Below are 26,324 nucleotides of genomic sequence, written 5' to 3' on the forward strand. Positions count from 1 at the left end.
GACATCATTATGACTCAGTCAGTTCCCTTATTTATTGGCGGTGAGTTCTGCCAGTCACAGACCAATGAATGGGTCGAGGTGACCAACCCGGCAACCAGTGAAGTGATTGCCAAACTTCCTTGTGCGACCGAGCAAGAAATGGAGCAAGCGATTCAAAATGCCGATGAAGTGTTTAAATCTTGGAAGGAAGTTGCGGTATCGGAGCGAGCTCGCTTGATGTTGCGTTATCAGCACTTACTTAAAGAACACCATGATGAGCTAGCGGAGCTTCTTTCAAAAGAGACCGGAAAAATCACCATTGATGCGAAAGGTGACGTCTGGCGAGGTATTGAAGTGGTTGAACAAGCTGCAAACATCGCAAGCAACATGATGGGCGAAACCGTCGAGAATGTTGCGACAGAAATTGATACTTACTCGATGATTCAACCGCTGGGGGTATGCTGTGGTATTACACCGTTTAACTTCCCAGCCATGATTCCCTTGTGGATGTTCCCACTGGCAATCGCCGCAGGGAATACCTTTGTTCTTAAACCTTCTGAGCAAGTACCGCTTACTGCGATGCGTTTGGCTGAGCTATTTGAACAGGCTGGCGCGCCAAAAGGCGTTCTTCAGGTTGTTCATGGCCGTAAGAATCAGGTCGATAAACTGCTCGTTCATCCTTTGATTCGTGCTGTGTCATTCGTAGGCTCTGTGCCAGTTGCTCAGTACATCTATCAGACGGGCACCAACTTCAATAAACGTGTTCAGGCGTTTGCTGGTGCGAAAAACCATATGGTTGTGATGCCAGACGCCAATAAAGCGCAGGTGATAAATAACTTAGTTGGAAGCTCAGTTGGCGCGGCTGGGCAACGATGTATGGCTATTTCAGTTGCGGTGTTCGTTGGAAGTTCGAAAGAGTGGGTCGATGATCTAAAAACTGAAATGGCGAAGATGACTCCGGGGGCATGGGATGATGGCAACGCGGCGTACGGGCCATTGATCAGTAAAGAAGCTAAGAATCGTGTAGTGAGTTTGATTGAAGAAGGCAAAGCGCAAGGGGCTGTGTGTGAACTAGACGGTACTCAGTGCCATGTTGAAGGTATGTCGGAAGGTAACTGGCTGGGCCCGACCTTGTTCACAGGTGTAACGACTGATATGTCGGTCTATGAGCAGGAAATCTTTGGTCCTGTTTTAGTTTGCCTGGAAGTCGAGACGCTAGAAGAGGCGATTGAACTGATCAATAACAACCCATACGGCAACGGAACATCGATCTTCACTGCAAACGGTGCGGCTGCACGTAAATACCAACACGAAATTCAGGTTGGTCAGGTGGGTATCAATGTCCCGATTCCAGTGCCTTTGCCGTTTTTCTCATTCACTGGATGGCGTGGCAGCTTCTATGGCGACCTGCACGCTTATGGCAAGCAGGCAGTTCGATTCTATACCGAAACCAAAACCGTTACATCGCGCTGGTTTGATGATGATATCCCAACAGGGCCAAACTTAACCATTCAACTGCGATAAGAGGAGGACAAATGGATTTTGAACTTAATGAAGACCAACGTGCATTTGCTGAAACCGCTCAGCAGTTTGCGATGGATGAGTTAGCGCCGATGGCCGCAGAGTGGGATGAAAAGCAGCTGTTTCCAAAAGATGTACTTAAAGCTGCAGGTGAATTAGGTTTTCTCAGCCTGTATACGCCGGAAGATCAGGGGGGCTTGCAGCTGAGCCGTCTTGATTCCTCAATCATCTTCGAGCAACTGGCGATGGGGTGCACTTCCACCACAGCATTCATGACCATTCACAACATGGTGACTTGGATGATTGCCAGTTTTGCAACTGAAGAAGCCAAAGAAGAGTTTTGTCCAAAACTGATCACTGGCGATTGGCTTGGTTCATATTGTTTAACTGAGCCGAACGCGGGCTCCGATGCCGCTTCATTGACAACCTCTGCGAAAAAGCAGGGGGATGAGTACATCATCAATGGCGGTAAAACCTTTATCTCCGGCGCTGGTGACACGGAAGTGTTAGTCGTGATGGCGCGTACAGGCGATAGCTCAGCAAAAGGTATTTCTGCTTTTGTCATTCCTGCGGATGCGGAAGGTATCAGCTACGGGCGTAAAGAACCCAAAATGGGGTGGAACAGCCAACCAACACGTGCCATCACGTTTGACAACGTTGTAGTACCTGAAAAGTACTTGTTAGGGAAAGAAGGGGAAGGCTTTACTTTCGCAATGAAAGGGCTAGATGGAGGGCGTATTAATATCGCGACTTGTTCAATAGGTACTGCGCAGCAGGCATTGAATGAGGTGATGCAATACGTCAAAGAGCGCAAACAGTTTGGTAAAGAACTGGCTCAGTTTCAGGGGCTACAGTTCAGGTTAGCTGACATGGTGACTGAGCTGGTCGCGGCCAGACAAATGGTGCGTCTCGCAGCAAGCAAATTGGACAATCAGGACCCAGAAGCCACGGCATATTGTGCGATGGCAAAACGATTTGCAACCGATGTCGGTTTTAAGATTTGTGACCAGGCACTTCAGCTATACGGAGGCTACGGCTATATCAAAGAGTACCCGATGGAGCGTCATTTCCGCGATGTGCGTGTTCACCAGATCCTTGAAGGTACCAATGAAATCATGCGATTGATCATCGCGCGTCGAACGCTAGCTGAAGGCTCTCAACTACTCTAATCGAAAGGATGCTCAACGATGAATCATTCAGAAGGAAGTACCATTCAACATACGATTCGCAACCATGTCGCAGTCGTTACCATGAACAACCCTCCAGCGAATACGTGGACGGCACAAAGTCTGGCTCAATTGAAACAACTCGTCTTAGATCTTAATGAGAACAAAGACGTTTACGCCTTAGTCATTACCGGACAGGGTGAGAAGTTCTTCTCTGCCGGTGCTGATTTAAAATTGTTTGCAGATGGTGATAAATCTGTCGCGGTGGATATGTCGCGCTTGTTTGGTGAAGCATTTGAAACCTTATCTGCATTCCGTGGTGTTTCCATTGCGGCCATTAATGGCTATGCGATGGGGGGCGGTCTGGAAGTGGCATTAGCTTGTGATATTCGAATTGCGGAAGAACAAGCGGTTATGGCGCTTCCAGAAGCCAAAGTTGGTCTATTGCCTTGTGCTGGTGGTACGCAAAACCTAACGGCGCTTGTTGGTGAAGGCTGGGCGAAACGCGTCATCTTGTGCGGTGAACAGCTTGATGCGGCAAAAGCACTTAACATCAAGCTGGTTGAAGAGGTTGTCAGCAAAGGGAATGCCCTTGATGCGGCAATTAGCCTTGCAGAAATGGTGGCAAATCAATCTCCGTCTTCGGTAACGGCTTGTAAATCATTGATACAAAACACAAGGACGAGCCCACTAGCACACGGTTTGATGAAGGAGCGTGAACTGTTTATTCAGTTGTTTGACACTCAAGATCAAACAGAAGGTGTCAACGCGTTCCTAGAAAAACGTCAACCTCAATGGAAAAATGGCTAGGAGGCAATATGACAGCAACCGTTCATTTTAAAGAGCTGCCTTGCCAAGACGGGATTACCAAGATTGGTGTGGCGACTCTTGATAATGCGCCCTCACTGAATGCCTTGACCTATGACATGTTAGCTTTGCTCACAGAGAAACTCGAAAGCTGGCAAGAAGACGACAGTATCGCTTGTGTCTTATTGGAAGGCCAAGGCGAGAAAGCGTTCTGTGCTGGTGGTGACGTACGCACCATGCATGATGTCATGCGAGATAAATCCAGTCAGGAAATCGAAGCGTTCTGTACCACTTTTTTTAAACTTGAGTACGAATGTGACTATCTGATCCACACCTACTGTAAGCCAATTATCGCGTGGGGTGAAGGCATCATCATGGGCGGCGGAATGGGACTTTATATGGGCTCTAGCCACAAAGTGGTGACGCCATCAACACGCTTGGCCATGCCCGAAGTGAGTATTGGTCTGTATCCCGATGTCGGGGCCACGTGGTTCCTGAATAGGCTTGAACCTGGGGTGGGGCTATTCCTCGGTTTAACGGGAGTGATGATCAACGGTAGCGATGCGCTTGATGTAAATTTAGCTGACCACATGGTGCTTTCAGAAGAGAAAGAGTCGCTGGTTGAGCGCTTGTTGTCTTTACTTTGGGACGAGCAGGAAGACGCTTATGAAGCGGTGACAGACTTGCTCATTGAATTCGGTGACAAAGTTAACGGCCACAAGCCAGACCCGCAAATGCAACCCTTTATGCAGGATATCCAACGCGCGTGCAGCGCTAGTGATGTTGTAGAAGTAAGTAAAAACATTCTGGATCTGGAAGGCCAAAGTAAGTGGCTCGACGTTGCGAAGAGAAATCATGCCTCAGGCAGCCCGATCACATCCCATATTTGTTTCAGGCAGTTGAATCGATACAAAGATCTGTCATTAGCCGATTGTTTTCGTCTTGAATTGAATCTCTCGGTACGTTCTGGGCTGTTAGGGGAATTCCGAGAGGGCGTCAGAGCCAGACTGATTGATAAAGATGGTGAGCCTAAATGGCAGTTCAGCCGTGTCGATAATGTCGATGAAGCCGTGATTGATACCTTGTTTACATCTCTTTGGGATGAAAAGTCGCACCCGTTGGCACAACTGGGCCATTACTAAGCTCTACGAGCAGGGAAAGAAGGAAATAATTCATGAGTACCATAGCGTTTATAGGTTTAGGTAATATGGGCGGCCCGATGGCCGAAAACTTACTTGCTGCAGGTTTGAAAGTGCAGGTGTTCGATTTAATGCCTGAAGCAGTAAAAAAACTGGAGTCCGCGGGTGCTGTTGCTGCTCCCACAGTGGAAGATGCCGTCAAAGGCGCAGATACGGTGGTAACGATGTTACCTGCTGGCGAGCATGTACGAGCGGTATATCTTGGCGACCATAGCGGTGGTGTTGGCTTATTAAATATGGTTGAAGATGGCACTTTTCTTATCGACTCTTCAACTATTGATCCCCAGTCAGCTCGCATTGTTGCGCAGTGTGCGGCAGATAAGGGGCTTGATTTTGTTGATGCCCCCGTCTCTGGCGGTGTGGCAGGGGCAAAAGCGGGTACGCTGACCTTTATTGTTGGAGGTTCAGACGGTGCCTTTGAAAAAGCAGAGTCTGTGCTTAAACATATGGGCAAAAACATCTTCCATGCTGGTAAAGCAGGTGATGGACAGATGGGTAAAATCTGCAACAACCTGATGTTGGGTATTCTTATGTCAGGGACGTGTGAAGCACTTAACCTAGGCATTGATAATGGATTGGACCCGAAAGTCCTTTCTAACATCATGCTGCAGAGCTCTGGCCGAAACTGGGCACTTGAATTATATAACCCTTGCCCAGGTGTGATGGAAACAGCACCTGCTAGCAACGAATTTAAGCCAGGTTTTATGAGTAAACTGATGCTTAAAGACTTGGGGTTAGGGCTGGATGCTGCTGCGCAGAGTCAATCTTCCGTGCCGATGGGTTCTTTAGCCCGAAATCTGTATGCTTTTCACAACGCAAATGGCAATGAAGAGCTAGACTTTTCAAGTTTGTTCGAGTTTTATCAATCTAAAAAGTAACGGAGTTCGCCGATGGATCTAAAACAGAGCGTAATAGCGATTACTGGTGCAGGGCAAGGCTTAGGCCAGATGATGGCTATCACACTAGCGCAAGCTGGCGCAGAACTGGCCCTACTGGATGTTAACGAAGAAGCCCTGATGGATACCAAAGAACAGTGCAATATGCTCGGGGTTAAAGCACTGACTTACAAAGTTAATGTGACGGACGAGCAGGAAGTGGAGCAGGTCTTTAGTGACATTGTCACTGATTTCGGACAGTTAGACGGCCTTATAAACAACGCTGGTATTCTTCGTGATGGTTTACTGGTAAAAGTCAAAGATGGTGAGATGACTAAAATGTCACTCGAGCAATTCAACTCCGTGATTGACGTGAACCTTACCGGAACGTTTTTGTGTGGACGAGAAGCCGCGGTTCAGATGATCAATTCCAAGCGAAAAGGGGTCATCATCAACATTTCTAGCGTTGCTCGTGCTGGGAACATCGGTCAGACAAACTATGCGGCGTCTAAAGCAGCTGTGGCGACTCTGGCGGCGACTTGGGGTAAAGAGCTGGCAAGGTATGGTATTCGAGCGGCCGCTATTGCACCTGGTGTGATTGAGACATCGATGACGGGAGCGATGAAACCAGAAGCGCGCGAGCGTCTGGAAAGAATGGTACCCGTGGGTCGGATGGGCGATCCCAAAGAAATTGCGAATACCGCTAAGTTTATCTTTGAGAATGACTACGTGAATGCGCGTGTATTTGAAGTCGACGGCGGGATATTCATGTAAAGCTTAAGCTTTCAAACGTTAAAAAGGCACGTGAGTTACGTGCCTTTCTTGTTTTAGAAATGAGTTATTTCAACTCGAATTTCCCTTTCATAATTGCCCAGTGGCCAGGGAAAGAACAGAAGAAGGTGTAATCACCACCTGCTTTCATTTTCTCTGTGCTGAATGTCACTGAAGTGCTTTCACCGCCACCGATGATTTTGGTGAACGCGTAAACGCGCGCATCATCTGGTTTGACGTAGTTGTTCGCCGCGCCCGCCGACATACCTTCCGTACCTACAGCCTGAACATTCGCTGTGTCGGCAATAACCACGTTGTGTCCCATAGAGGTCGCTGCGAGCTTACCTGTATGGTTCAACGTTAGTGTGACTTCTTTACAACTAGAAGGGACGCTAATGCTGTTAGTCGAGAATTGCATCATGTCGTTTGCATCAACAGAAACAGAACATTCTGCGCTTGCTTGAGCTCCGAAGCTGATTGCACCAAAAACAACAGCAAGAATTCCAACACTACGTTTAATCATATTTATTCCTCACGGTTTGTAGTTGAGAGACATTCTCATATACGTAAGAAATAGAAACTTTGATCACTTTCACTAAGTGCTGGATTTCTTGAGAAAAGCAGTTACATATTCTGATAATTGGGACCACCGCCACCTTCTGGCGGGAGCCAAGTGATATTTTGCGAAGGATCTTTTATGTCGCAGGTTTTGCAATGCAAACAGTTAGCGGCATTGATCTGTAGCTTCCGCGTATTATCAACCGTGACAATTTCGTACACGCCTGCAGGGCAGTATCGCTGACTAGGCTCATCAAAAAGAGGAAGATGATTTTCGATAGGAATACTTTCACTGGCGATAATCAGATGACAAGGCTGGTCTTCTTCATGTTGTGTGCCGGAAAGGTAAACAGAAGAGGGCTTGTCAAAACTCAGTTTGCCATCGGGTTTAGGGTAATCAATCGCGTTGCATTGGGAAATCTCTTTCATCGACAGGTAATCTGCTTGCGGATCGGAAATCGTCCATGGTGCTTCCTTGTGAAACAGAGATTGCCAGATGTTTTGTTCGAATGTGGCCAAAGCGCCTCCCATAATCGCACCATATTTGTGGATTGAAGAAGCAAAGTTTCGGCTCTGTTTTAGCTCGTCAAACAGCCAAGATGACTCAAACAGACTTTGATAATCGGCTTCTCTCTGGCCTCCGTCTGCTTGGAGTGCGTCAAATATCGCTTCGGCAGCGAGCATGCCGGATTTCATAGCAGTATGACTGCCTTTGATTTTTCCTGAATTCAGCGTTCCAGCGTCACAGCCAATCAACAGCCCACCCGGAAATTGCTGTTTAGGTAATGAGTCAAAACCGCCTTTAGCAATCGCTCTTGCACCATACGAAATCCGTTCACCGCCTTCGAGGTATTGTCGAATCACAGGGTGATGCTTAAAACGTTGAAACTCATCGAATGGGCTGAGGTATGGGTTCGAGTAGTTTAAATCAATGATCAACCCGACGACGACTTGGTTATCTTCTAGATGGTAAAGAAAACTACCACCGCTAGAGTCTGTTTCGTTAAGAGGCCAACCTGCGCCATGAAGCACACTACCTGCCTTATGGATCTCGCTGTCCGGAGGGAGTTGCCAGATTTCTTTTAATCCAAGGGCGTAGTGTTGCGGTTGTCGACCCTCATTGAGGTTGAACTTGCTAATGAGCTGTTTGCCCAAGTGACCGCGTGCACCTTCAGCAAACACAGTGTATTTGGCTTTCAGTTCTATCCCAGCTTCAAAGGTTGGCTTTTGTTCTCCTGATTTATTCAGACCCATATCGGATGTGTTGATTCCCGTTACGGCACCTGATTCATCATAATTCACGCTAGCGGCGGCAAAACCTGGATAGACCTCAATCTCGAGTTCTTCGGCTTTCTGACCAAGCCAGCGACACAAGTTCGCCAGACTGATGACGTGATTGTCGGAACTGTTGTGCATTAGCTTGGGAGTAACAAATGCAGGCATCTTGATGTGATTGCTTTCCGTCGTCATATACATGAACTCATCGCGGGTGACGGGATTATTGATTGGCGCACCAAGTTCTTTCCAGTCAGGGAAAAGTTCATCTAATGCTTTGGTTTCAAAAATCGCACCTGAAAGTATATGTGCACCGACTTCAGCCCCTTTTTCAACAACACAGATTGATAGAGGTATTTCGTTGATTTTGCTGAGTTGGGCGAGTTTGATTGCGGTCGACAACCCCGCAGGCCCGGCCCCGACGACGACGACATCAAACTCCATACATTCTCTTTCCATGGTGTAAACCTACCTTGCCAATTAATTCTTATAGATAAATATAGTGCAGTTGACGTAAACGTAAACTTTACTAAGCTGAGTATAGGCAAAAAATCCGACATGAAACATGTTTAATGAGATCTTAAGCCGTTAAGTAAAAAGATTGGGCTAATCATAAAACTATGATTTATCAACTTGTTATCGTTCTGAAAAATGCTTTTAGCACCAAGGAGGAGATGTGAAAGTACTAGTAGCCATAAAGCGAGTGATTGATCCTTATGTCAAAGTGAGGGTGAAGAGTGATGGCAGTGGTGTTGAAACCAACAACGTCAAAATGTCGATGAATCCATTCTGTGAAATTGCCGTGGAAGAAGCGGTTCGTCTAAAAGAATCCGGTGTCGCAGAAGAGGTGATCGTAGTCTCGATTGGCGATGCAGCAAGCCAGGAAAGCCTGAGAGGTGCGCTTGCGTTAGGTGCTGACCGAGCCATTCATGTGGAAGCAGATGGTTCACCAGAACCACTGGTTGTGGCGAAGTTGCTGAAAGCACTAATGGAACAAGAGCAACCGGGTATTGTTCTCCTGGGTAAACAATCAATTGATACAGATAATAACCAGGTTGCGCAAATGCTTGGCGCATTAACTGGTCGCCCACAGGGGACATTTGCCTCGGAAGTAATTGTTGAAGGTGAGCAAGTTAGTGTGACAAGAGAAGTCGATGGCGGTTTGGAAACAGTGAAACTTATATTACCTGCCATTATCAGCACTGATCTACGTCTTAATGAGCCGCGTTATGCTTCGTTGCCTAACATCATGAAAGCAAAGAAAAAGCCGCTGGATGTTATATCCGCCGATGACTTAGGGATCGCGCTAGTACGTAGTCAGGAAATCATCGAAATCATGGCGCCAGCAGAGCGCTCTGCTGGAGAAATGGTGACCAGCGTGAGTGAACTGGTCGACAAGCTTAAGAATGAAGCCAAGGTGCTGTGAGGAAATGAGTATGAATGCGAAAACGTTAGTTATTGTCGAGCACGATAATCAGACCTTGATTGCAGACACGCAGAAAGCCCTGTCTGCTGCCGCCTCTTTACGTAATGAAGTCAGTGCACTAGTGGTGGGGTGTGGGTGTCAGGCTGTTGTTGATCAGGTTGCCAAAGTCGAGATTGTCAAAGAGGTATTGGTGGCCGATTCAGAAATCTACCAAAACCAACTGGTTGAAAACTGTGCAGAGTTAGTGCAACAGGTTGGGGCGGACTTTTCTCATGTGTTTGCTCCTGCAACGACGTTCGGCAAAAACCTTATGCCAAGAGTTGCGGCATTGCTTGACGTGGGACAATTGTCAGATGTGATTGAAATTGTATCTGACGATACGGTAATCAGACCAGTTTATGCGGGCAATGCACTGGCTAAAGTTAAGTCATCAGACCGAATTAAAGTCATCACGGTGCGCAGTTCTGCATTTGAATCAGTAAAAATGGACGATAGCTCATCAGCTGAAATCAAGCCGGTTGATATCAACATAGGCAACGATCTGTCGGAGCTGGTGGAGCGTCAGAAAACAGAAAGTGCTCGTCCTGATTTACCAGCGGCAAGAGTCGTTGTTTCTGGTGGGCGAGGGCTTGGTAGTAAAGAAAACTTTGTTATGGTTGAGCAACTTGCTGACAAGTTAGGTGGTGCTATTGGCGCGTCACGTGCTGCTGTCGATGCAGGGTTTGTTTCTAATGATCTTCAGGTCGGTCAGACAGGCAAAATCGTCGCACCTGAGCTTTATATTGCAGTCGGGATTTCAGGGGCGATTCAGCACTTGGCAGGGATGAAAGATTCTAAGGTGATTGTGGCTATCAATAGTGACCCAGAGGCTCCGATCTTTCAGATTGCTGACTACGGATTGGTCGGTGACTTGTTTGAAATCCTACCAGAGCTAACCAATTCTATCTAAAGCCAAAACAGAACGTCCGCTAATTTAGCGGGCGTTTTTATGAGTAAACTATCAATAAGTCTCCTAAACTAAATCTACTAGGTGCATAGTGGAGGAGGCTCTATGGGCATACACTTAGATATAACCACGTTGTCTATCATCTGTGTATTATTGTCTTTGTGCTATTGCATAGGATTGTTGTTGATTCAACAACTACAACCCAGCGTCAGTGGCATCAGTACGATAGCTTCTGCGTTGCTACTTCTCTCGGTTAGTTTCTTTCTCCTTAGCTTCGGTAATCAAATCACACACTGGGTATCTAAGATACTCGCTAACTCCTTAATGGCGTTTAGCTATATTATTTTGCTATTGGGAGTATGCCAGTTTAGAAGGTTCCCCAGGATCATTGCCAATATAGGCTTCTACAGTTTTCCGATACTGATAGTCGGGCTAACCTATTTCACGTTCTTTATGCCGTCCACTAATGCGCGCGTAATTCTGATGACTGTCTATGTGTCGAGTTTGTGTTTCATTGCTATCCTCGCTAATCAAAAGGGTAAAAGTACGGACATTACGCCTTCTAAGTTTTTGCTTTCTTTGGGGTTGGCGACGCAGGGAGGATATAACCTGTTCCGCTTTATCTGGACGCTATTTGAGGAACGGATTGACGACTTCATGATTTCAGGGATGGCTCATCAATTGGCGTTTGTCAGTACACTCCTTATGGTCATCTTTATTGGATTTTCAGTGACATGGATGCTAACAGGGCGGCTGGTCGCGACTATCTATGATACTTCGATCAAAGACGAGTTGACTCAGCTCTACAATCGTCGTGCATTAGAAGAATTACTGCCAAAAGAAATAGCCAGATCGAGTCGACATAAGCAGCCTTTATCTGTGTTGCTGCTTGATATTGATCACTTTAAAAAAGTCAATGACACCTATGGCCACCAAGCGGGAGATCGCGTGCTTCGAACGACAGGAAAGCTACTAATTCTTCAAACGCGAAAAGATGACTTAAGTTTTCGTTATGGTGGTGAAGAATTTCTGGTTTTGCTCCCTAACACTGATGTCGAGAAAGCGGTCATTGTGGCAGAGAAACTAAGAGAAGCGATCAAAAGAGCAAGGATGCTGCCTACCAACGTTGACTCTTGCACAGCGAGCTTTGGAGTGACTCAATTTAATGGGGAGGATGATTGGCAAACCGCTATAGAGCGCGCAGATCAGGCACTCTATAGCGCTAAGGAAAATGGCCGCAACCAAGTTACGGCGAGAACTTAATCAAGTTTCATTTCTAAGTGTTCTACAAGAAGTTTGGTAAAGCGAGCAGCTTCACCACCAGTACACGCTCTATGGTCAAAGGTTACTGACAGTGGCATTGCTTTCACTGCGACGGCTTCGTTGTTTCGCATCACCACTTTCTCGATGATACGACCGGCGCCGACAATCGCGACCTGAGGTGGAGAAACAACCGGAGTAGCATAGATACCTGCGATGGCCCCGAAGTTAGACAGTGTGATCGTCGCATGTTGCAATTGTTCACGACCAATCTTTCTATCACGAATGCCTGTCACGGTCTCATTTAGCCAAGAACGGATGTCTTCTGTTTTCACTTCGTTCGCGTTACGCAAGACAGGGACATACAAGCCATGACTACTGTCAACTGCGATACCGATGTTCACGGCACTGTGCACACAGCGTGTCATAGTTTCTGCGTCAAACCATGCGTTGAGCGCAGGTTCTTTTTCACAAGCATGAACTACTGCCTGAATCAGGCGACCTGAAATGTCTTCGCCCTTGTTCCAGTTTTCAAGTAAAGCTTCTTCGGTAATGGTGACAGAGGCAACATTGTGGTGTGACTCTGCCATGGTTCCTACCATAGTTCGACGAGCACCCTTAAGCACTTCTGTTCCAGGTTGTTGTTTACCCGCTTCTTCGTAGATATCCGCATCAGTGATCATGCCATCGTGACCACTGCCTTTAACATGCAGTAAATCTACACCCAGCTTTTTCGCCAATAAACGTGCAGAGGGCATTGCGGTAAGCGGTGAGTCTTCACCAGTATTATGAGAGGCACCAATCCAGAAGTCGTCTACATCAACTTGATGGGTTTTACTGGACACGTTGCCAACAACAGTAGCAGCATCCTTTTGTTTTGATTCGACTTTATTCGTAGCACCTTCTTCTTCAATTTCTAGAAGCAAGCTACCAATATTGATAACGTCGCCTTCTTCTCCATGACGACTGACTATTTTACCACTGTATGGTGCAGGTACTTCTACCACGGCTTTCGCAGTCTCAACGGTCAAAATAATCTGATCGACTTTAACCATATCACCGACGTTTACATGCCACTGTACAATCTCCGATTCCGCAAGCCCTTCACCAAGATCTGGCAGTAAAAATGATCTCATTTCCATCCCTCCACGAGTTCTTTAGCTGCGATAACAATGTCTTCTTCCTGAATCATAAAATAGTCTTCATTTCTGTAATAAGGCATGACCGTATCCATACCAGTGACACGCTTTGGTGGCGCTTTTAAGGTACACATCGCGTGCTCAGCAGTTCTAGCGATGATTTCCGCACCGACACCACAGGTTTTACTCGCTTCATGAACGACGAGTAAGCGACCTGTTTTGTCGAGTGACTTCAAGATGGTGTCCATGTCGATAGGCTTGATGCTAGCAAGATCAATCACTTCCGCTTCAATACCCTGTTCTGACAAGGTTTGCGCTGCCTGCAGTGACTCAACCACGCATGCGCCCCATGTGACAAGCGTCAGATCTCGACCTTTTCGAAGAGTGAAACAGCTGTCTAGTGGCAGTGCTTCGCCATTATCTACTACGTTAGATTTGACGGTGCGGTAGATACGCTTAGGTTCAAAGAACATAACAGGATCGTTGCTACGAATAGCCGCGAGCAATAAGCCGTAAGCTCGTTGAGGTGACGATGGAATCACGACTCTGAAACCGGGAATGTGAGCAAACAGTGCTTCGACACTTTCTGAATGATGCTCAGGAGCGTGGATACCACCGCCAAATGGCGCTCGAAAAACGGCAGGGCAGGTTAGTCGGCCACGTGTACGATTTCGCATTCGTGCCGCATGACACATCAGATGCTCCATAGCAGGAAAAACGAAGCCTTGGAATTGAAACTCTGCCACAGGTCTCAAGCCCTGGGTTGCCATGCCAACGCTGACACCGCCAATTAATGCTTCTGCTAGCGGTGTATCGATCACTCGTTTCAGGCCGAATTTTTCTTTCAGGCCTACAGTTGCACGAAACACACCGCCGTTATCGCCGACGTCTTCACCTAGGACAACTACTTTAGCGTCTTTGCTCATTTCATGATGCAAGGCGAGGTTGACTGCCTCAACCAGTGTAATCTCAGACATGTTTGCCTCCCTGCATTCGCATCGCTTTGTTGATCAGTTCATCCCTTTGTTTATTGAGTTCTGTAACAGGAGATTCATACAGGTAATCAAAGGCAGATTCTGGAGCTTGAGGTGGAAGGTTAAGGTAGCGTTCAACGGCTTTTTCGACTTCGACTCTAGCTTGTTCTAGTAGAGCTTGCTCTTCTTCTTCGGACCAGTGGCCCTGTTGAATCAAGTAGTTTTTGAGGCGGAGAATGGGCTCAAATTGCCAGGCCTGATTGAGCTCATCTGTGCTGCGATAGCGACTAGCGTCATCCGCAGTGGTGTGGTCACTGAGTCGATAACTTACTGCTTCAATCAAGGTCGCACCTTTCCCTTTTCTTGCTCTGTCTAACGCTGTTGCAACCGCGTCGAACATGGCAACAACGTCATTGCCGTCAACTGTGATACCAGGTATGCCAGCGCCTTTCGCTTTCTCCGAAAGAAAGTCAGCAGCACATTGTAGGGCACGCGGTACTGAAATCGCCCACTGATTGTTGTTGACGACAAACACTAGCGGAATATTCCAAGCACCTGCACAGTTGATGGACTCAAGGAAATCACCTTTAGACGTTGCACCGTCACCACAAGTAACAAGTGCTGCATTGTGGTTACCATCAATTTTCAATGCCGCCGCCACGCCGACAGCGTGTGTACATTGAGTCGCAATAGGTACGCAGAAAGGTAAGTCTCGGCATGATATATGGCTATCTTCTGGGCAGAAGTCACTACCGCGCTCGTCACCGCCCCAGTATTGGAGGTTTTTCTCCATGCCAATACCGCGAACCCACATAGCGGGCATATCGCGATAATAGGGGACGAAGACGTCTTGCACACGCAATGCGTGACCTATGGCAATACCAAAGGCCTCTGCACCCAAGTGTGAAGGGTAGGTTCCTAGCTTTCCGGTTCTTTGTAAGGCGACAGCTTTATTGTCGTAGGTGCGTGCGACAACCATGTCGCAATAGAACTTTTTCAGTGTCGCAGCATCAGCCCACTCTGGGAGTGGTTTAACGACTTGTCCATGGTGATCGATAAATCGACTCATGGGTAAGGCCTGAACGTTCATCTCAAGCTCCTTGTTGCGCTGCATTCTTTGGCAGCAATTAATTAACATCCTCCGGGCAAAACCACTTTAATGGCATTCTGACTTTGTTCTCAATTCGAAATACTATTCTAGAGAATTGGTTAGATGCATTCTTTCACACTGATATAAGTAATATATCCAGTGATGAATCTTGGTTGTGCCAGTTAATTTAAGTGTAACCAAAATGTTAAATAACGCCTGATTTGAGTCGATTTTCTAGAGTAAACTAATCCTTACAAACGTTAAAAAACAGATGAAAGTGCTGGTTTTTTTGAGTCGGAATGTCGAAATCTGAAAATATTCACTATCGATTTAAGGAATTTTACAAGAATATTATCCGGAATTTTTTGCAAAAATTGTCTAAAAACTTTCTTTTGGGCGACAAAATCAGTGCCAAAGTTGTTCGAAAGGTATCGATATTTGGCATTCACACAACCACGTAATCATATTGCTCATCATTAAATGATTGATGGGTGTGTATCGAGTGGTTATAAGGTCAATTTCAATATTTTTGCGGTAAATATCACAGGTCAAACCAGTATTCCTTACCACTTAGTGGGTAAGGTTGAGGTTTGCTTTAGCCTTATATATCAGGTAGTTAGTGATTTAAGTCGACTTTTACCTTTCTCAACCTGCGGATAAACCGTTGAGGGCTCATCGAAAAGTTCATTTTTTGTGCTTACACTTATATCACTAAATGCATATAAATAGTACGTCAGCTGGCAAGACTCTTCTGAATAAACAGAGGCGGAGATGGATTTTCCGCAAAGAGGTTCGGTTATGAAGATTGCCACTAAAATAGTGTTGGCTTCGACTTTGTTATGCAGTATTGCCGTTGTCGCGACAGGGACTTTCGTTGGGTGGAGAGCATCTGAGCTATCAGAACAAGCACTCTACCAGCGTGCAATTAGTCAACTTACTTCCATTCGGGAAAACAAAAAAAGCGAAATAGAGAACTACTTTCAGCATATTCGCGGTCAGATTGTTACCACTGCAAACTCAATTGGAGTTAGAGATGCCATGGTGGCTTTTAAAGACACTTTCGAGCGTTATCCGGTAGAGTCCGTCAGTTCAAGCGATCTATCGAGCCTTTCCAATTATTATACCTCCAATTTTGGCACTACCTACCGAACAGCGAATGGCGGTAACTCCGCTAATGAACTGCAAAAGTTAAACATGTTGTCGCCAAGGGCCAAGGCACTGCAGGCACGTTACATCGGTGTTAACCCGAATCCGTTGGGTGAGAAACATCAGATGATGGCTGACTCGCTAGGTACTGAATACGACAAAGTGCACAATAAGTATCATCCAAGCATTAAAGGCTTTCTGGAAGAGTTTGGCTATTACGATATTTTCTTAGTCGACCCCAGCGGAAACGTTGTTTACTCGGTTTTCAAAGAACTGGATTATGCGACCAACTTGAACTCTGGTCCTTACGCCGGGAGTGGTATCGCCAAGGCGTTTAAAAATGCACTGAATAAAGGCGCGTCTCAGTACCATCTTGAAGACTTTGCCCCTTATTTCCCTTCCTATGAAGCCGCCGCTTCTTTTATCGCCACACCAGTAAAAGTCGACAATAAAACCATTGGCGTTCTTATCTTCCAGATGCCCGTTGATAAGATTAATAGCATTATGACTTTCGGAGAAAACTGGAGTTATGCGGGGTTGGGTAATTCTGGTGAAACTTATCTTGTGGGCCCAGACAGCTTGTTACGTAGTGAATCGCGTTTTCTCCTCGAAGAGCCAGAACTCTATTTCGAAGAGCTTAAAGCATCTGGTGTCTCGAAAAACATTATGGATCAGATACAAGGTAAGTCTTCGGCAATTGGTCGACAGATGGTAGATACGGCAAGCGTAAAAGCTGCTTTTCGCGGTCAAAGCGGTTCTGAAGTGGTTGATGATTACCGCGGTATAGAAGTGCTATCGGTTTATTCACCTCTGGATGCAGCAGGATTACAGTGGGCAATTGTGACCGAGATAGACAAAGCAGAGGCATTAGCTGATCTCGACGCGTTGGTGCAATCTAAATTCACGACCGTTCTTACCAGTATTGTTGTGGGGGTAACCGCTGCTGTACTTGTCTCTTATTTCCTTGGTAGCAGTATTTCGAAGCCAATCCGCGTGGCAAGCGAGAAAATCCAGAGAATCAGTCGCGACAATGATCTGACAGAAAGGTTAGATGTAGAGGGTAAAGATGAAATGACAGATTTAGCCGTTTCACTTAACTCCTTGTTTACGCATTTGCAGGACATTATTAGGAAATTCGCCGAAGCTACAGAGAATCTGAATAACAATACGCAAAGCATGGCAGGTAACATGAATAGTACCCGTGATGCAGTGCAAGATCAGAACCACCGTACGGAATCTGTTGCTACTGCCGTCAACGAAATGAGTGCTTCGATTGCCGAGGTAGCTCAGTTTGCAAGTCGAGCAGCGGAGTTTGTGAAAAATGCCAACGATACTGGTAGTGAAGGTGTTGGAATCGGTCGTAACCTTGGTAGTGAAATTTCACGTCTTAACGAAGAAATGAAAACTGCCGTCGATGCGATAGGGCGTCTGCATCATGAGAGCAATTCAATTGCTGAAGTTTTGGATGTGATTCAAGGTATCGCAGAACAAACTAACCTACTGGCGCTCAATGCAGCCATTGAGGCGGCGCGAGCGGGTGAACAAGGGCGCGGTTTTGCGGTTGTGGCTGATGAGGTTCGCTCACTTGCTGGTCGAACTCAGTCGTCAACAGAAGAAATTCGCGAAAAGATCGAATCCTTGCAACGAGAAACCAACGAAGTATCAAAGAGTATTGAAAATGCAAACAATACGGTATCGCAAGGCGTGGATACGTGTGATCAGAACGCGGGTATGCTTGAGCAGATAGTTACCATGCTCAACGATCTGAATGAAATGAATGTGCAGATTGCAGCAGCAACCGAAGAGCAAAAAGCGGTAACTGACGAAATTAGTGGCAGTATTACTTCGATTGCGGACGCATCTTCTGCAGTGTCTAGTCAGGTCAGTGATGTAGATCATGTGCTGCAAGGTCTATCTTCTCAAGCCGAGCAGCTTAATGCGGAAGTATCGCAGTTTAAGTATTAAGACTACACAAATGGCCGACTCACTGAGAGTCGGCTTTTTACTTCTTACTCTGTTTATTTTGATACATAGCTTTGTCTGACTGAGCGATAAGATCTTCAAGGCAGGGTGCGCCAAAACAGTCTTCGATATGAGATCCAATACTTAAACTAGTCAAACTCAGCGATTCTTTGTCTTTGGTCTGGGCTAGGTATTCAGCCGAAACCCGAGCCGCGAGTTGTTTTAGCTCTCTTCGTGTATTGAGCAGCGAAAGTACAACGAATTCATCTCCGCCTAAGCGAGCGATAACGTCACTTTGTCTACACGCCTCTCTTAAAGTTTGAGCTAGTATGAGTATGCATTGGTCTCCTGACTCATGACCACCTTTATCATTGACCTGCTTTAAGTTGTCAATATCGATATAGAGCATTCCGATAGCTTGCTGATATCTCGGCGCATCTTTTATTTTCTGCTCTCCGAGCAAAGTTAACCCTCGCCGGTTAAATGTGTTAGTTAAATCATCTTTTAAGGCTAGTTCTTCAGCTTCTTGGAGCCGACAAGCGGTATCTAAATCTAATGTGACCAATCGAGCGAGCTGGCACAACATTCTAATTAGGGTTTTGTCATACGAAGTTGCATTGGTATCGATAACGCAAATGGAACCAAAAGGCTTACCATTTGGCCAAAAAATAGGTATTCCGCAGTAAGAACGAACGGCACCCTCTGCGACAGGGGGCGCAGCAGACCAAACTTCATGGGTTGCTGCACTTGGTACGTATAGATCTTGTCGTGTTTCGACCATATGGCGACAGAAGCTTTTCATGTTCCATGGCCAGTTCATTTGCGCTTCTAAGTAGTGATCTGGATTCTGGCTCGATACAACCACATTAAACTCGTCATTTCTAAGTTGGACGATTGCTCCGGTTGCCGCTCCAAATAAATCAGCCAGCAGATTAACCATTTCCTGCCACTTTGATAGGTCAATCAGTTGTGCGTCCGGATTGGTTAAACATTGCTGTGTATCTACCATTTGTTCTTCCCTAAATGCTGTACTGTTAGTTTATTATAGAGCGCCATTATAGAGTTTTTGAGGAATAAACACCTTTTTAATTATGAATCAATATCATAGACTTAATCTGTTTTAACAGGAGTGAAAAATGGAATTAAGTGTATTTATTGAACAATTGAATCAAAGCCCAGCGACGGTCCAGTTTGAACAGTCAATGGCAGTGATTGACGCAAATTACGAGTTTACGCCAACGGCCTTCATCAATGGCGAAACGAAGAATGAAGCCAACCAAAACAATGGATCGTGCAAAATATTCGCGTTCGCTCAGTTGAATCAGCTAACTGAGCAGGACACCTTAGCGTGCTTTGGTCGCTTTTATCGTGAAGATGTCCTTCAGAATCCAGACGGCGACGATCACGCCAATATCCGTAATTTTATTAAGTTTGGTTGGCAAGGTATTCAATTCGAATCAGATGCACTTGTTAGTAAATGATGGATCTAGGAGCGTTATCGCTCCTTTTTTATAGGTGAATGAATATGAATAACAAACAGCTTGCTGAGTATCTGGACACCTTTATGAGCGCAGAATCTGATTATCCTTTTGGCCCTGAGGCGTTAGTCTACAAAGTGAAAGGAAAAATGTTCGCCATTTTGTCGATGAGAGAAGGGCGCGAATACGTAACTGTAAAAGTAAAGCCTGAAGATGGTGAAGTGCTAACCTCCCAATTCGCAGACATTACACCGGGATACCATACAAATAAAAGGCACTGGGTGACGGTTTACTATCCCGGCGACGTCGAAGATGGACTGATTCAGGACCTTTGTGAACGCTCATATGAACTGATTGTGAGTAAATTACCCAAAGCACAAAGGGCAGTGTTGGGATACGATTAGAGTTGAGTTGTGCAAAAACTCGCAGGTTAGATCAAATAAGCAACCATTTGATTTAAATGTCAGCAATCAAACAGGAAAAAGATATTTTTGTTTGACTCTCATCGCTCAATCCGTAAAGTATGCATCGAACGCAGCGGTGGGTAACTAAAGCGTTAAAAGAAAAGGCGCGTTGGCAGAGTGGCTATGCAGCGGATTGCAAATCCGTGGACCTCGGTTCGACTCCGGGACGCGCCTCCATTCTTTTGCTCTTCTCATTACATATCACATAAAATCACTTTCTCAATACTAAATAGAAAACCACATCCTTGTAGTTTATTAGCTGATTACAAATCGTTTGACGTTAAGAAGACAGATTTGTCGACTTTAGAAAAGATATCTTGATAAGTTTTGGCACTATAAACAGGTTGAGACCACGACGTGCCGCCAGTATTGGTCAGTGCTTTAGCAACGATGTTCAAACGAACACGAACTGACTGGGATTTTTCCTGTACAGTTGCTGAAACTTCTACACGTCTAACCGTTTGATAGGTACCAGAGCCAGGCCCATAGAAGAAATCATTAAAGCTTTTTGTACCGTTATCAAGCTCATCCAATTCCATCGCCGCAGTAACTAACCCGAGTTCTGGCTCGACAACAGTGAGGATGTAGCCTTCGTCTTGAAGAGCCCCTATCACTGCGCGAAGCACGTTTCGCTCCGATTGTTCAGAGTATTCACGGGTTTGCATCTGACGTACTTGAAGTTGAGTCATTTCTGGTTGCTGGGGACGTGTCGATGACGCGCATCCGGCTAATAGCGTCAAAACAAGCAGCGCGAATAGCCAGCGATGGTGACTAGAACGTAGACGAGTGATACTTAAAGTCATCTACTATCCCTTCTTTAAAGTTGATGATTACTGTAAGTGTCTTCTGAGTAGTTGAAGTCACGCCAGTTTGCTCTTCATAGCCTGCGGACGCACCTCCGAGAAGTGGATATTTCCCGCCTTTGCCACCGAGAATGAGCGCAGAAACGCCACCGGAACTGGTTGAGTACGCTGTTTGTGTGCTTATTTTGTCGTAGATCCAGCTTTCTTTGTCTGTACCACCACCAGTAACGATGTTTGGCGAGCCAAGCACTGAAGCCACATCTGCTTGCGTCATGCCCTGACGAATCTCTTTCTGTACTGTTCCCACTGTTGTCGTTGATTCGACATTGTTCGGCAGCGAGTTCGCGTGCTCAGATGTACTTTTGCAGCCTACGAGTAGTAGGCTTCCCGCAGCAAGAGCGATAAGTGTATTGATGTTTTTCACTTGAATATCTCTTTGTTAAATTCCGGTTGGATATTGTTGTAATTATTAGACTTTCAGGAGCTTGCACAATGCGCTGTCTGAAATTGAAAACAATAACGCAAGATTAATGAGCGTTTAGTTTGCTTCCTGCGATAGGCTAACGAATATTTATAAAATATCCTCTAATAAATTAGGGAATTTAGATTTCGGTTCATTTATGAGACGGATAAAGTGATGGTTTAAAAATTGATAAGAACTTTAGCTACAGCTTAATAGCGAATTTATCAAAGCGAGAATTGGCTATGTGACTCAACAACATGGTGAGTATGTTGCCAAAACCATATTGACCCAGCGGAGAAACAAAAACCAAAGGTTACAATCGAAACCCACTTAGGGCTTTGTTACCTACGGGGCAGAGAACAGGCGTTGCGGATCTGCTTTTTGCGGTCACCACATTAAAGCCTCTCGTTAATATTAAGCAGAAAGATTTGTTTATCAGCAAAGTGTATAAAGCTTTCAGCGCCTGACATTTTTGTATGCCAACGAGTGGAAAAAGAATTTGGCGGGCATCTTTTGCGCAAAGTGATCGTCAATTGCTCTGCAAAGTGTGGTTTTTAACCATTTGAATCAAAAAGACAAAATTTTTATTGATCTCAAATCTCAATCCGTTAAAGTACGCCTCGTTCTCACGGCACAGGCCAGTGAGAGATGGTGTTACCATCGCATGATTGCGTTGCCCTGGTGGTGGAATTGGTAGACACAAGGGATTTAAAATCCCTCGGCGTTCGCGCTGTGCCGGTTCAAGTCCGGCCCGGGGCACCATCTAAAAAATGAGGCGCGTTGGCAGAGTGGCTATGCAGCGGATTGCAAATCCGTGGACCTCGGTTCGACTCCGGGACGCGCCTCCATTCTCTACGAGAATACAGTAACCAGCTTTGGCTGGTTTTTTTGTATCTGCGTATCGAAAAAATCATTTTAGATAGTGGTTTATTATTGTTTGATTGTACTCTCCTCAGTTTGAACAACCTCTTCCGTTCGGTATTCCATTACCAGAAAACTCAACTCTTAAACGCTCGACCGAGTTCAGATACTGATTATTATCTACATTGTTATGATCAAAATTGTTAAGTGTGACGTTCCAGTTAGTGAACGGTGTTGGTTCGAAGTAGGCGTATGCGAATTTATCTGATAATGCCCCATCGGTTATGATGCTGACCTGATTGCTTAAAGCGTCGTCAAGACGGTAGTAGAAGGCACGTGTCAGCGGATTCGCGCTGAACTTAAAGTCTTCACGTTCAAATCGGTCGTAATAGATACCACCATTTGAGATGCTCAGGTTGAACTGCTTGCCATAAGGAAGATTTTCACCCTCAAAGAAGACACGGATCTTATCGAGTCTAACTCGGTCAAACGCACAGAACTGAGATTGTTCGAGTGGCACATTGAAATTAAATTCTCCCGTTTTCACCAAAGCTGCGATTTGTTCCGGGTCATCAACGATGAAGTTGTCGATGTTGAAATCCTGTGGTGCTGGCTGGAATCGATTCAGAGCATTGACGTACTCGTTTTCAATGGCTGCTAAATCAAACTGATAGTCAAGATAGGTTTTGTTCAGGCTTGGTTTAATGTCGCTGTCTTTAAGTGCCCAATATTCATAGGCTGCGACGTAGTTTGAAAGTGCTACAAACATAGGTCGTTTGAAGTGGAGCGAAACACGTGCCAATTCCTGCTCAACTTTCTCTAGTGCATTGCTGTCATCAGAGGCATTCGCAATGAGCTGATTCAGACGCTCTTTCTGATTAATGGTCACTTTACGTGTTAAAAGGAGATCAACCAGCTTGGCTTGTTCCTGAACAAGATTGAGCTGTGAAGCGTTAATTGCTTTACCAAGCAAAACCTGTTTTTCCAACTCAAGCAGGTAGACTCGTGCCCCTTTAATGCCAAGAGAATCCGCGTAGCGTAGGTTACTTCTAACCTCTGCTATCATAAGGTCCCAGGCCAAGTTACTTTCATTCAAAGAAGGCACCGCGAAATCGAAAGAATCCATCGTTTCCGAGATACGCTGCATCTTAATTGTGGATTTCACTTCAGTTGTCAGAGACGCGATACCCGCGACTGTTTTTGTAATGCTATCGATAATACCTGTCACATTCTTTACGTTAGTCACGAGGTTTTTAGCTTTATCAAGAGCTTCTGGTGTTTTAGCCAATTGTTCGGTGACATCGTTTATGCCTGACAAGTTACCCGTAAACACGCCGCTGACCGCGCTACCAATTTCTGCGATGGCTTTGAATATTGCTAACGCCGCGTTAAGCTGCTGCTGAGTTTTCCATACTTCAACGCCATAGAGGTAATCACTGCGAGCACTTAAAGCGGTGAGTTCTTGAGTTTTGTACTGGCTTTCCACCTCAGTGACACTATCAAGCAGCTTGGCAATGTTTTGTTCTGACTGTTCAACAACAGCGTTCTGAGATTGTAAAACATCTTCGATATTGCCTAGTGCGAGTTGAGCGTTTTCAATCTTATCTTCAACCCGAGTATTTCGGTCCGCAACGACATCGCGTTTTTGCTCAAAAGCGATCATCGCATCAAGATATGCTTTGTATTTGTCCTGATAGAGTGAACGATCAAGGTAAGGAACGAAGTTGTCAGAACGACTGCTCAAATCAGTAAACTGTTTGAACGCAACGGTTTGTAAGTACAGATCAGTCAGTATTGGATCATCAGATACTGTCGTGCCTGCATTACGCATACTACGCTCTACCCAGTTCAGCAAGGCTAGGCTAGTCTGAGGCTGTTCATCATACAGGCTGATGGCCATATCGAATGAACGGTTCACAATGTCTGAAAACTGCGATTTTGCAAGCTGGAAGTTGGCGGCAAGGTCATCGGCAAGCTGTTGTTTGATGTAATGCTCGCCAGAGAGAATAATGGAAGTACCCGTACTTTCGCTGATTCCAATTGTGTCGGCAGTTACGCCTCCTTCTGGGGTGAAAGCGAGTACATTAAATGGCGTTTCCATTTCTTCTGCGATAACGGTAATTGAAGCCGCCGCACCTTGCTGACCCAGGACGAAAGTAGGGACGCCAGAACCAACAATTTTACGTGCAAAGATAACAATGTTCTGGTTATTCATCACCAGGTTGAAGTTATCGGTGACTTCAAGAGTATCGGCAAAGATATACACTTTAGTGGGTTTAGTTTGATACAGATTTTGCTGTGTTACCCATTCTTTAAGATTAACGTACAGATCAGAAGTTGAACGAGTGATTGGGTCCGTTTTTGAGTATGGGCTATCAAGCCACTCCGGGTACTGTGTGTTTGCAGGCAGGTTATTGATGTCTAGCCAGTCAGAGGCCATAACCCCATTCGATACTGCTGCGGTAACAGCAAGTGCAAGGATTGTTTTCATTTTTATTTCCTTATGAGGTGCTACCCAAGCAAAATTTTGAGTAGCCTTTCCCGCACCCGGCGCGTAAGCGCGGGTGGGGAAGGTATTTAGGGACTGAATCCCGTTATTGGTTTACGCCGGAATTGGGTTATTCGGCTTTTTGTATGTATGCGTTGTTAGCGAATGTTTTGGCTTTTTCGCTGATACTGTTCCAGTTTTGCTCTGCAACTGCGGTGTTTGCCATCGCTCCCGCTGCGGCAAGAACAGCATTAGATTGTAGAATTTCAGTATTTGACTCAGCAGCTTCAAGTGCAACGATCAGTGAGTCGAAGTCGGTATTCATCTTCTGCCAGTGCAGCTTTAGCTTGTTGACATAAGGGATCGCATTCTCGATTTTGCTTGAAATTATGTTGATGCTTTCCGTTGAACGAGAGTACGAGTTGTAGATCTTCTGAGTAGTAGACAGTTGAGCCTCAAGCACCTTTGCTTCGTCTTGAAGCTGATTACGAAGCTTTCTTGCTTTCTCTGCTTTGTCACCGTAAACACCCATGATAGGAACCGCCACCGCCGGGAACCAAGCATAAGTGACGGCTGTCGCAGCAACAGTCACATAGTGATCGTAATCTTTATTAAGTTGGTCGATGCGGTTGTTCAGGTCATTTACTCGCTGCTGCAGTGCACTGCCATCATCTTCCAGATAGCCGCTATGAGTGCTCTTCAACACATCCAGTTGTAACTTCTGCTCTTCAATCTTGGTAGCGAAAGTCAGCAAGTCTTCACTGGCTTTTTCTACCTTCTGTTGATTATTCACTGAGAAGTTCTTCAGCGCGCTTAAGTACGCGATAGAAAGCTGGCGTGCTTGCTCTACAGCCTGAACATCTGCCGGCAGTGGCGAAATAGACTTGGTGAGGATGACAGTCAGTTGATCGCTCAATGGATCGATCATGTACTTTTGAATGTCATTGTAATTGGATAGCGACAATGCCAAATCGACGATGTCAGGATAAAGGTCCTCTTTCCAGTAAAAGGCCTCTGCGTGGACTTTGCCGTATTGTTCCATCAACGCTTTAAAGTTTGAGAACGGGACATCATCAGCGATATCGAACGCTGATTTCATGCTCGCTTCTGTGATCGGTAAAGAGAGAGCGCCTTCGACGTATGTTTGAATCTGGAACCATTCTTTCTGATTAAGAACAAACTCGTCTGTATCCAAGTCAATAAACGCACCGTTTTCACCCATAATGGTGTCGTAACTGATCTGGCCGATTTGCTGCTCAGCAGAGTTTGGAGTCAGTGCCTGATTTGACGTAGAAGCCTGTACACCAGCGGCGATTAAGCTTAAACAAAGTGTTGATAGCAGAAGTGGCTTTTTTATGTGTTTCATTCTAATACCTTATTCTTATTTGTACTCGACCCTGCCATTTAAAGCATTTTATATAGCAAAAAGAGTTGAGTTTTATATTTCTAGCAAGCTGTGTTGTTTTAATATGGTTTTTTATAAGTTTGTTTTTTATTACCTCCGTCAAGCATTTTGGCTAAATCTATAGCAATGATATCGATTAGAATGCGTTATTGATCACATAAAATATAATTTTCTGATCAATGTTTGTTCGCACTATTTTTAGTAATATTTAAATTAGTAAAAGTTAAATAAATGGCAGGCCAGATAAATAAAGGTCTCAATAGTTATT

At 45.5% G+C, this 26,324-nt stretch carries 22 protein-coding genes and 3 tRNA genes; 15 read left to right on the forward strand and 10 right to left on the reverse strand.

Annotated elements, in window-relative coordinates:
• Window positions 1-9 precede the first annotated feature (9 nt).
• Genes VIC_RS14965 through VIC_RS14990 form a run of 6 tightly spaced genes read left to right on the forward strand, consistent with a single transcriptional unit; the run spans window position 10 to window position 6,321 of the window.
• On the forward strand, window positions 10-1,503 hold the full coding sequence (locus tag VIC_RS14965; RefSeq protein ID WP_006960834.1) for a CoA-acylating methylmalonate-semialdehyde dehydrogenase: 1,494 nt from the start codon (window positions 10-12) through the stop codon (window positions 1,501-1,503).
• Between the two features lie 11 nt (window positions 1,504-1,514).
• On the forward strand, window positions 1,515-2,669 hold the full coding sequence (locus VIC_RS14970) for an acyl-CoA dehydrogenase family protein (RefSeq protein ID WP_006960835.1): 1,155 nt from the start codon (window positions 1,515-1,517) through the stop codon (window positions 2,667-2,669).
• An 18-nt stretch (window positions 2,670-2,687) separates the two neighbouring features.
• A complete protein-coding gene (locus VIC_RS14975; protein ID WP_006960836.1) occupies window positions 2,688-3,476 on the forward strand; it encodes an enoyl-CoA hydratase in 789 nt (262 codons plus the stop codon).
• An 8-nt stretch (window positions 3,477-3,484) separates the two neighbouring features.
• On the forward strand, window positions 3,485-4,615 hold the full coding sequence (locus tag VIC_RS14980; protein ID WP_006960837.1) for an enoyl-CoA hydratase/isomerase family protein: 1,131 nt from the start codon (window positions 3,485-3,487) through the stop codon (window positions 4,613-4,615).
• A 32-nt stretch (window positions 4,616-4,647) separates the two neighbouring features.
• Window positions 4,648-5,550 (forward strand): 3-hydroxyisobutyrate dehydrogenase, encoded by a 903-nt coding sequence (mmsB, locus tag VIC_RS14985; RefSeq protein WP_006960838.1) that lies wholly within the window; start codon window positions 4,648-4,650, stop codon window positions 5,548-5,550.
• A gap of 12 nt (window positions 5,551-5,562) precedes the next feature.
• Complete coding sequence (locus VIC_RS14990; protein ID WP_006960839.1) at window positions 5,563-6,321, forward strand: SDR family oxidoreductase; 759 nt, start codon at window positions 5,563-5,565, stop codon at window positions 6,319-6,321.
• A 64-nt stretch (window positions 6,322-6,385) separates the two neighbouring features.
• On the opposite strand, the gene azu is transcribed toward VIC_RS14990, so the two are convergent.
• Complete coding sequence (azu, locus tag VIC_RS14995) at window positions 6,386-6,841, reverse strand: azurin (RefSeq protein ID WP_006960840.1); 456 nt, start codon at window positions 6,839-6,841, stop codon at window positions 6,386-6,388.
• Window positions 6,842-6,942: 101 nt separating this feature from the next.
• Window positions 6,943-8,610 (reverse strand): electron transfer flavoprotein-ubiquinone oxidoreductase, encoded by a 1,668-nt coding sequence (locus VIC_RS15000; protein ID WP_169312891.1) that lies wholly within the window; start codon window positions 8,608-8,610, stop codon window positions 6,943-6,945.
• Window positions 8,611-8,827: 217 nt separating this feature from the next.
• Here VIC_RS15000 and VIC_RS15005 point away from each other — a divergent pair, with 217 nt between their 5' ends.
• The 3 genes from VIC_RS15005 to VIC_RS15015 all read left to right on the forward strand — a co-directional run bounded on the left by VIC_RS15005 (window position 8,828) and on the right by VIC_RS15015 (window position 11,786).
• The gene (locus tag VIC_RS15005) at window positions 8,828-9,577 is read left to right on the forward strand and encodes an electron transfer flavoprotein subunit beta/FixA family protein (protein ID WP_006960842.1); all 750 of its coding nucleotides are present in this window, start codon (window positions 8,828-8,830) and stop codon (window positions 9,575-9,577) included.
• A 10-nt stretch (window positions 9,578-9,587) separates the two neighbouring features.
• Window positions 9,588-10,526 carry an electron transfer flavoprotein subunit alpha/FixB family protein gene (locus tag VIC_RS15010; RefSeq protein ID WP_006960843.1) on the forward strand — a complete coding sequence of 313 codons (939 nt, stop codon included), beginning with the start codon at window positions 9,588-9,590 and terminating at the stop codon, window positions 10,524-10,526.
• A gap of 180 nt (window positions 10,527-10,706) precedes the next feature.
• Window positions 10,707-11,786: a GGDEF domain-containing protein gene (locus VIC_RS15015; protein ID WP_236612183.1), complete on the forward strand. Its 1,080-nt coding sequence runs from the start codon at window positions 10,707-10,709 to the stop codon at window positions 11,784-11,786.
• Here VIC_RS15015 and VIC_RS15020 read toward each other — a convergent pair.
• Genes VIC_RS15020 through pdhA form a run of 3 tightly spaced genes read right to left on the reverse strand, consistent with a single transcriptional unit; the run spans window position 11,783 to window position 14,986 of the window.
• Window positions 11,783-12,919, reverse strand: coding sequence for a dihydrolipoamide acetyltransferase family protein (locus tag VIC_RS15020; protein WP_029236159.1), 1,137 nt, complete (start codon window positions 12,917-12,919; stop codon window positions 11,783-11,785). The genes VIC_RS15015 and VIC_RS15020 overlap by 4 nt on opposite strands.
• Window positions 12,916-13,899 carry an alpha-ketoacid dehydrogenase subunit beta gene (locus VIC_RS15025; RefSeq protein ID WP_006960846.1) on the reverse strand — a complete coding sequence of 328 codons (984 nt, stop codon included), beginning with the start codon at window positions 13,897-13,899 and terminating at the stop codon, window positions 12,916-12,918. The genes VIC_RS15020 and VIC_RS15025 overlap by 4 nt, the downstream gene beginning before the upstream one ends.
• Entirely contained in the window at window positions 13,892-14,986 is a 1,095-nt protein-coding gene (gene pdhA / locus VIC_RS15030) for a pyruvate dehydrogenase (acetyl-transferring) E1 component subunit alpha (protein ID WP_006960847.1), read from the reverse strand. Before pdhA ends, VIC_RS15025 begins: the two co-directional genes overlap by 8 nt.
• Window positions 14,987-15,784: 798 nt before the next feature.
• On the opposite strand from pdhA, the gene VIC_RS15035 reads away from it, so the two are divergent.
• Entirely contained in the window at window positions 15,785-18,097 is a 2,313-nt protein-coding gene (locus VIC_RS15035) for a methyl-accepting chemotaxis protein (RefSeq protein ID WP_006960848.1), read from the forward strand.
• Window positions 18,098-18,134: 37 nt separating this feature from the next.
• Here VIC_RS15035 and VIC_RS15040 read toward each other — a convergent pair whose 3' ends face one another.
• Window positions 18,135-19,103: a sensor domain-containing diguanylate cyclase gene (locus VIC_RS15040; RefSeq protein WP_006960849.1), complete on the reverse strand. Its 969-nt coding sequence runs from the start codon at window positions 19,101-19,103 to the stop codon at window positions 18,135-18,137.
• Window positions 19,104-19,230: 127 nt separating this feature from the next.
• On the opposite strand from VIC_RS15040, the gene VIC_RS15045 reads away from it, so the two are divergent.
• From VIC_RS15045 to VIC_RS15055, 3 genes are all read left to right on the forward strand, one after another.
• The gene (locus VIC_RS15045) at window positions 19,231-19,575 is read left to right on the forward strand and encodes a HopJ type III effector protein (protein ID WP_006960850.1); all 345 of its coding nucleotides are present in this window, start codon (window positions 19,231-19,233) and stop codon (window positions 19,573-19,575) included.
• 44 nt (window positions 19,576-19,619) lie between these two features.
• Window positions 19,620-19,976, forward strand: a complete 357-nt coding sequence (locus VIC_RS15050) for an MmcQ/YjbR family DNA-binding protein (protein WP_006960851.1) — start codon at window positions 19,620-19,622, stop codon at window positions 19,974-19,976.
• A gap of 163 nt (window positions 19,977-20,139) precedes the next feature.
• Window positions 20,140-20,213: transfer RNA gene (locus tag VIC_RS15055), tRNA-Cys, on the forward strand.
• A gap of 86 nt (window positions 20,214-20,299) precedes the next feature.
• Here the strand turns inward: VIC_RS15055 and VIC_RS15060 are convergent.
• On the reverse strand, window positions 20,300-20,839 hold the full coding sequence (locus tag VIC_RS15060) for a hypothetical protein (RefSeq protein ID WP_019276210.1): 540 nt from the start codon (window positions 20,837-20,839) through the stop codon (window positions 20,300-20,302).
• Window positions 20,808-21,263: a hypothetical protein gene (locus VIC_RS15065; protein ID WP_006960853.1), complete on the reverse strand. Its 456-nt coding sequence runs from the start codon at window positions 21,261-21,263 to the stop codon at window positions 20,808-20,810. Before VIC_RS15065 ends, VIC_RS15060 begins: the two co-directional genes overlap by 32 nt.
• Window positions 21,264-21,977: 714 nt before the next feature.
• On the opposite strand from VIC_RS15065, the gene VIC_RS15070 reads away from it, so the two are divergent.
• A tRNA-Leu gene (locus tag VIC_RS15070) sits at window positions 21,978-22,064 on the forward strand.
• 12 nt (window positions 22,065-22,076) lie between these two features.
• Window positions 22,077-22,150: transfer RNA gene (locus VIC_RS15075), tRNA-Cys, on the forward strand.
• 104 nt (window positions 22,151-22,254) lie between these two features.
• Here VIC_RS15075 and VIC_RS15080 read toward each other — a convergent pair.
• Together VIC_RS15080 and VIC_RS15085 are read right to left on the reverse strand one after the other, a co-directional pair.
• Window positions 22,255-24,654 (reverse strand): hypothetical protein, encoded by a 2,400-nt coding sequence (locus tag VIC_RS15080; protein WP_006960854.1) that lies wholly within the window; start codon window positions 24,652-24,654, stop codon window positions 22,255-22,257.
• A 127-nt stretch (window positions 24,655-24,781) separates the two neighbouring features.
• Complete coding sequence (locus tag VIC_RS15085) at window positions 24,782-26,017, reverse strand: alpha-xenorhabdolysin family binary toxin subunit A (RefSeq protein ID WP_006960855.1); 1,236 nt, start codon at window positions 26,015-26,017, stop codon at window positions 24,782-24,784.
• Between the last annotated feature and the right edge of the window lie 307 nt (window positions 26,018-26,324).

It is taken from the genome of Vibrio coralliilyticus ATCC BAA-450 (assembly GCF_000176135.1).
GTDB classification, from domain to species: domain Bacteria; phylum Pseudomonadota; class Gammaproteobacteria; order Enterobacterales; family Vibrionaceae; genus Vibrio; species Vibrio coralliilyticus.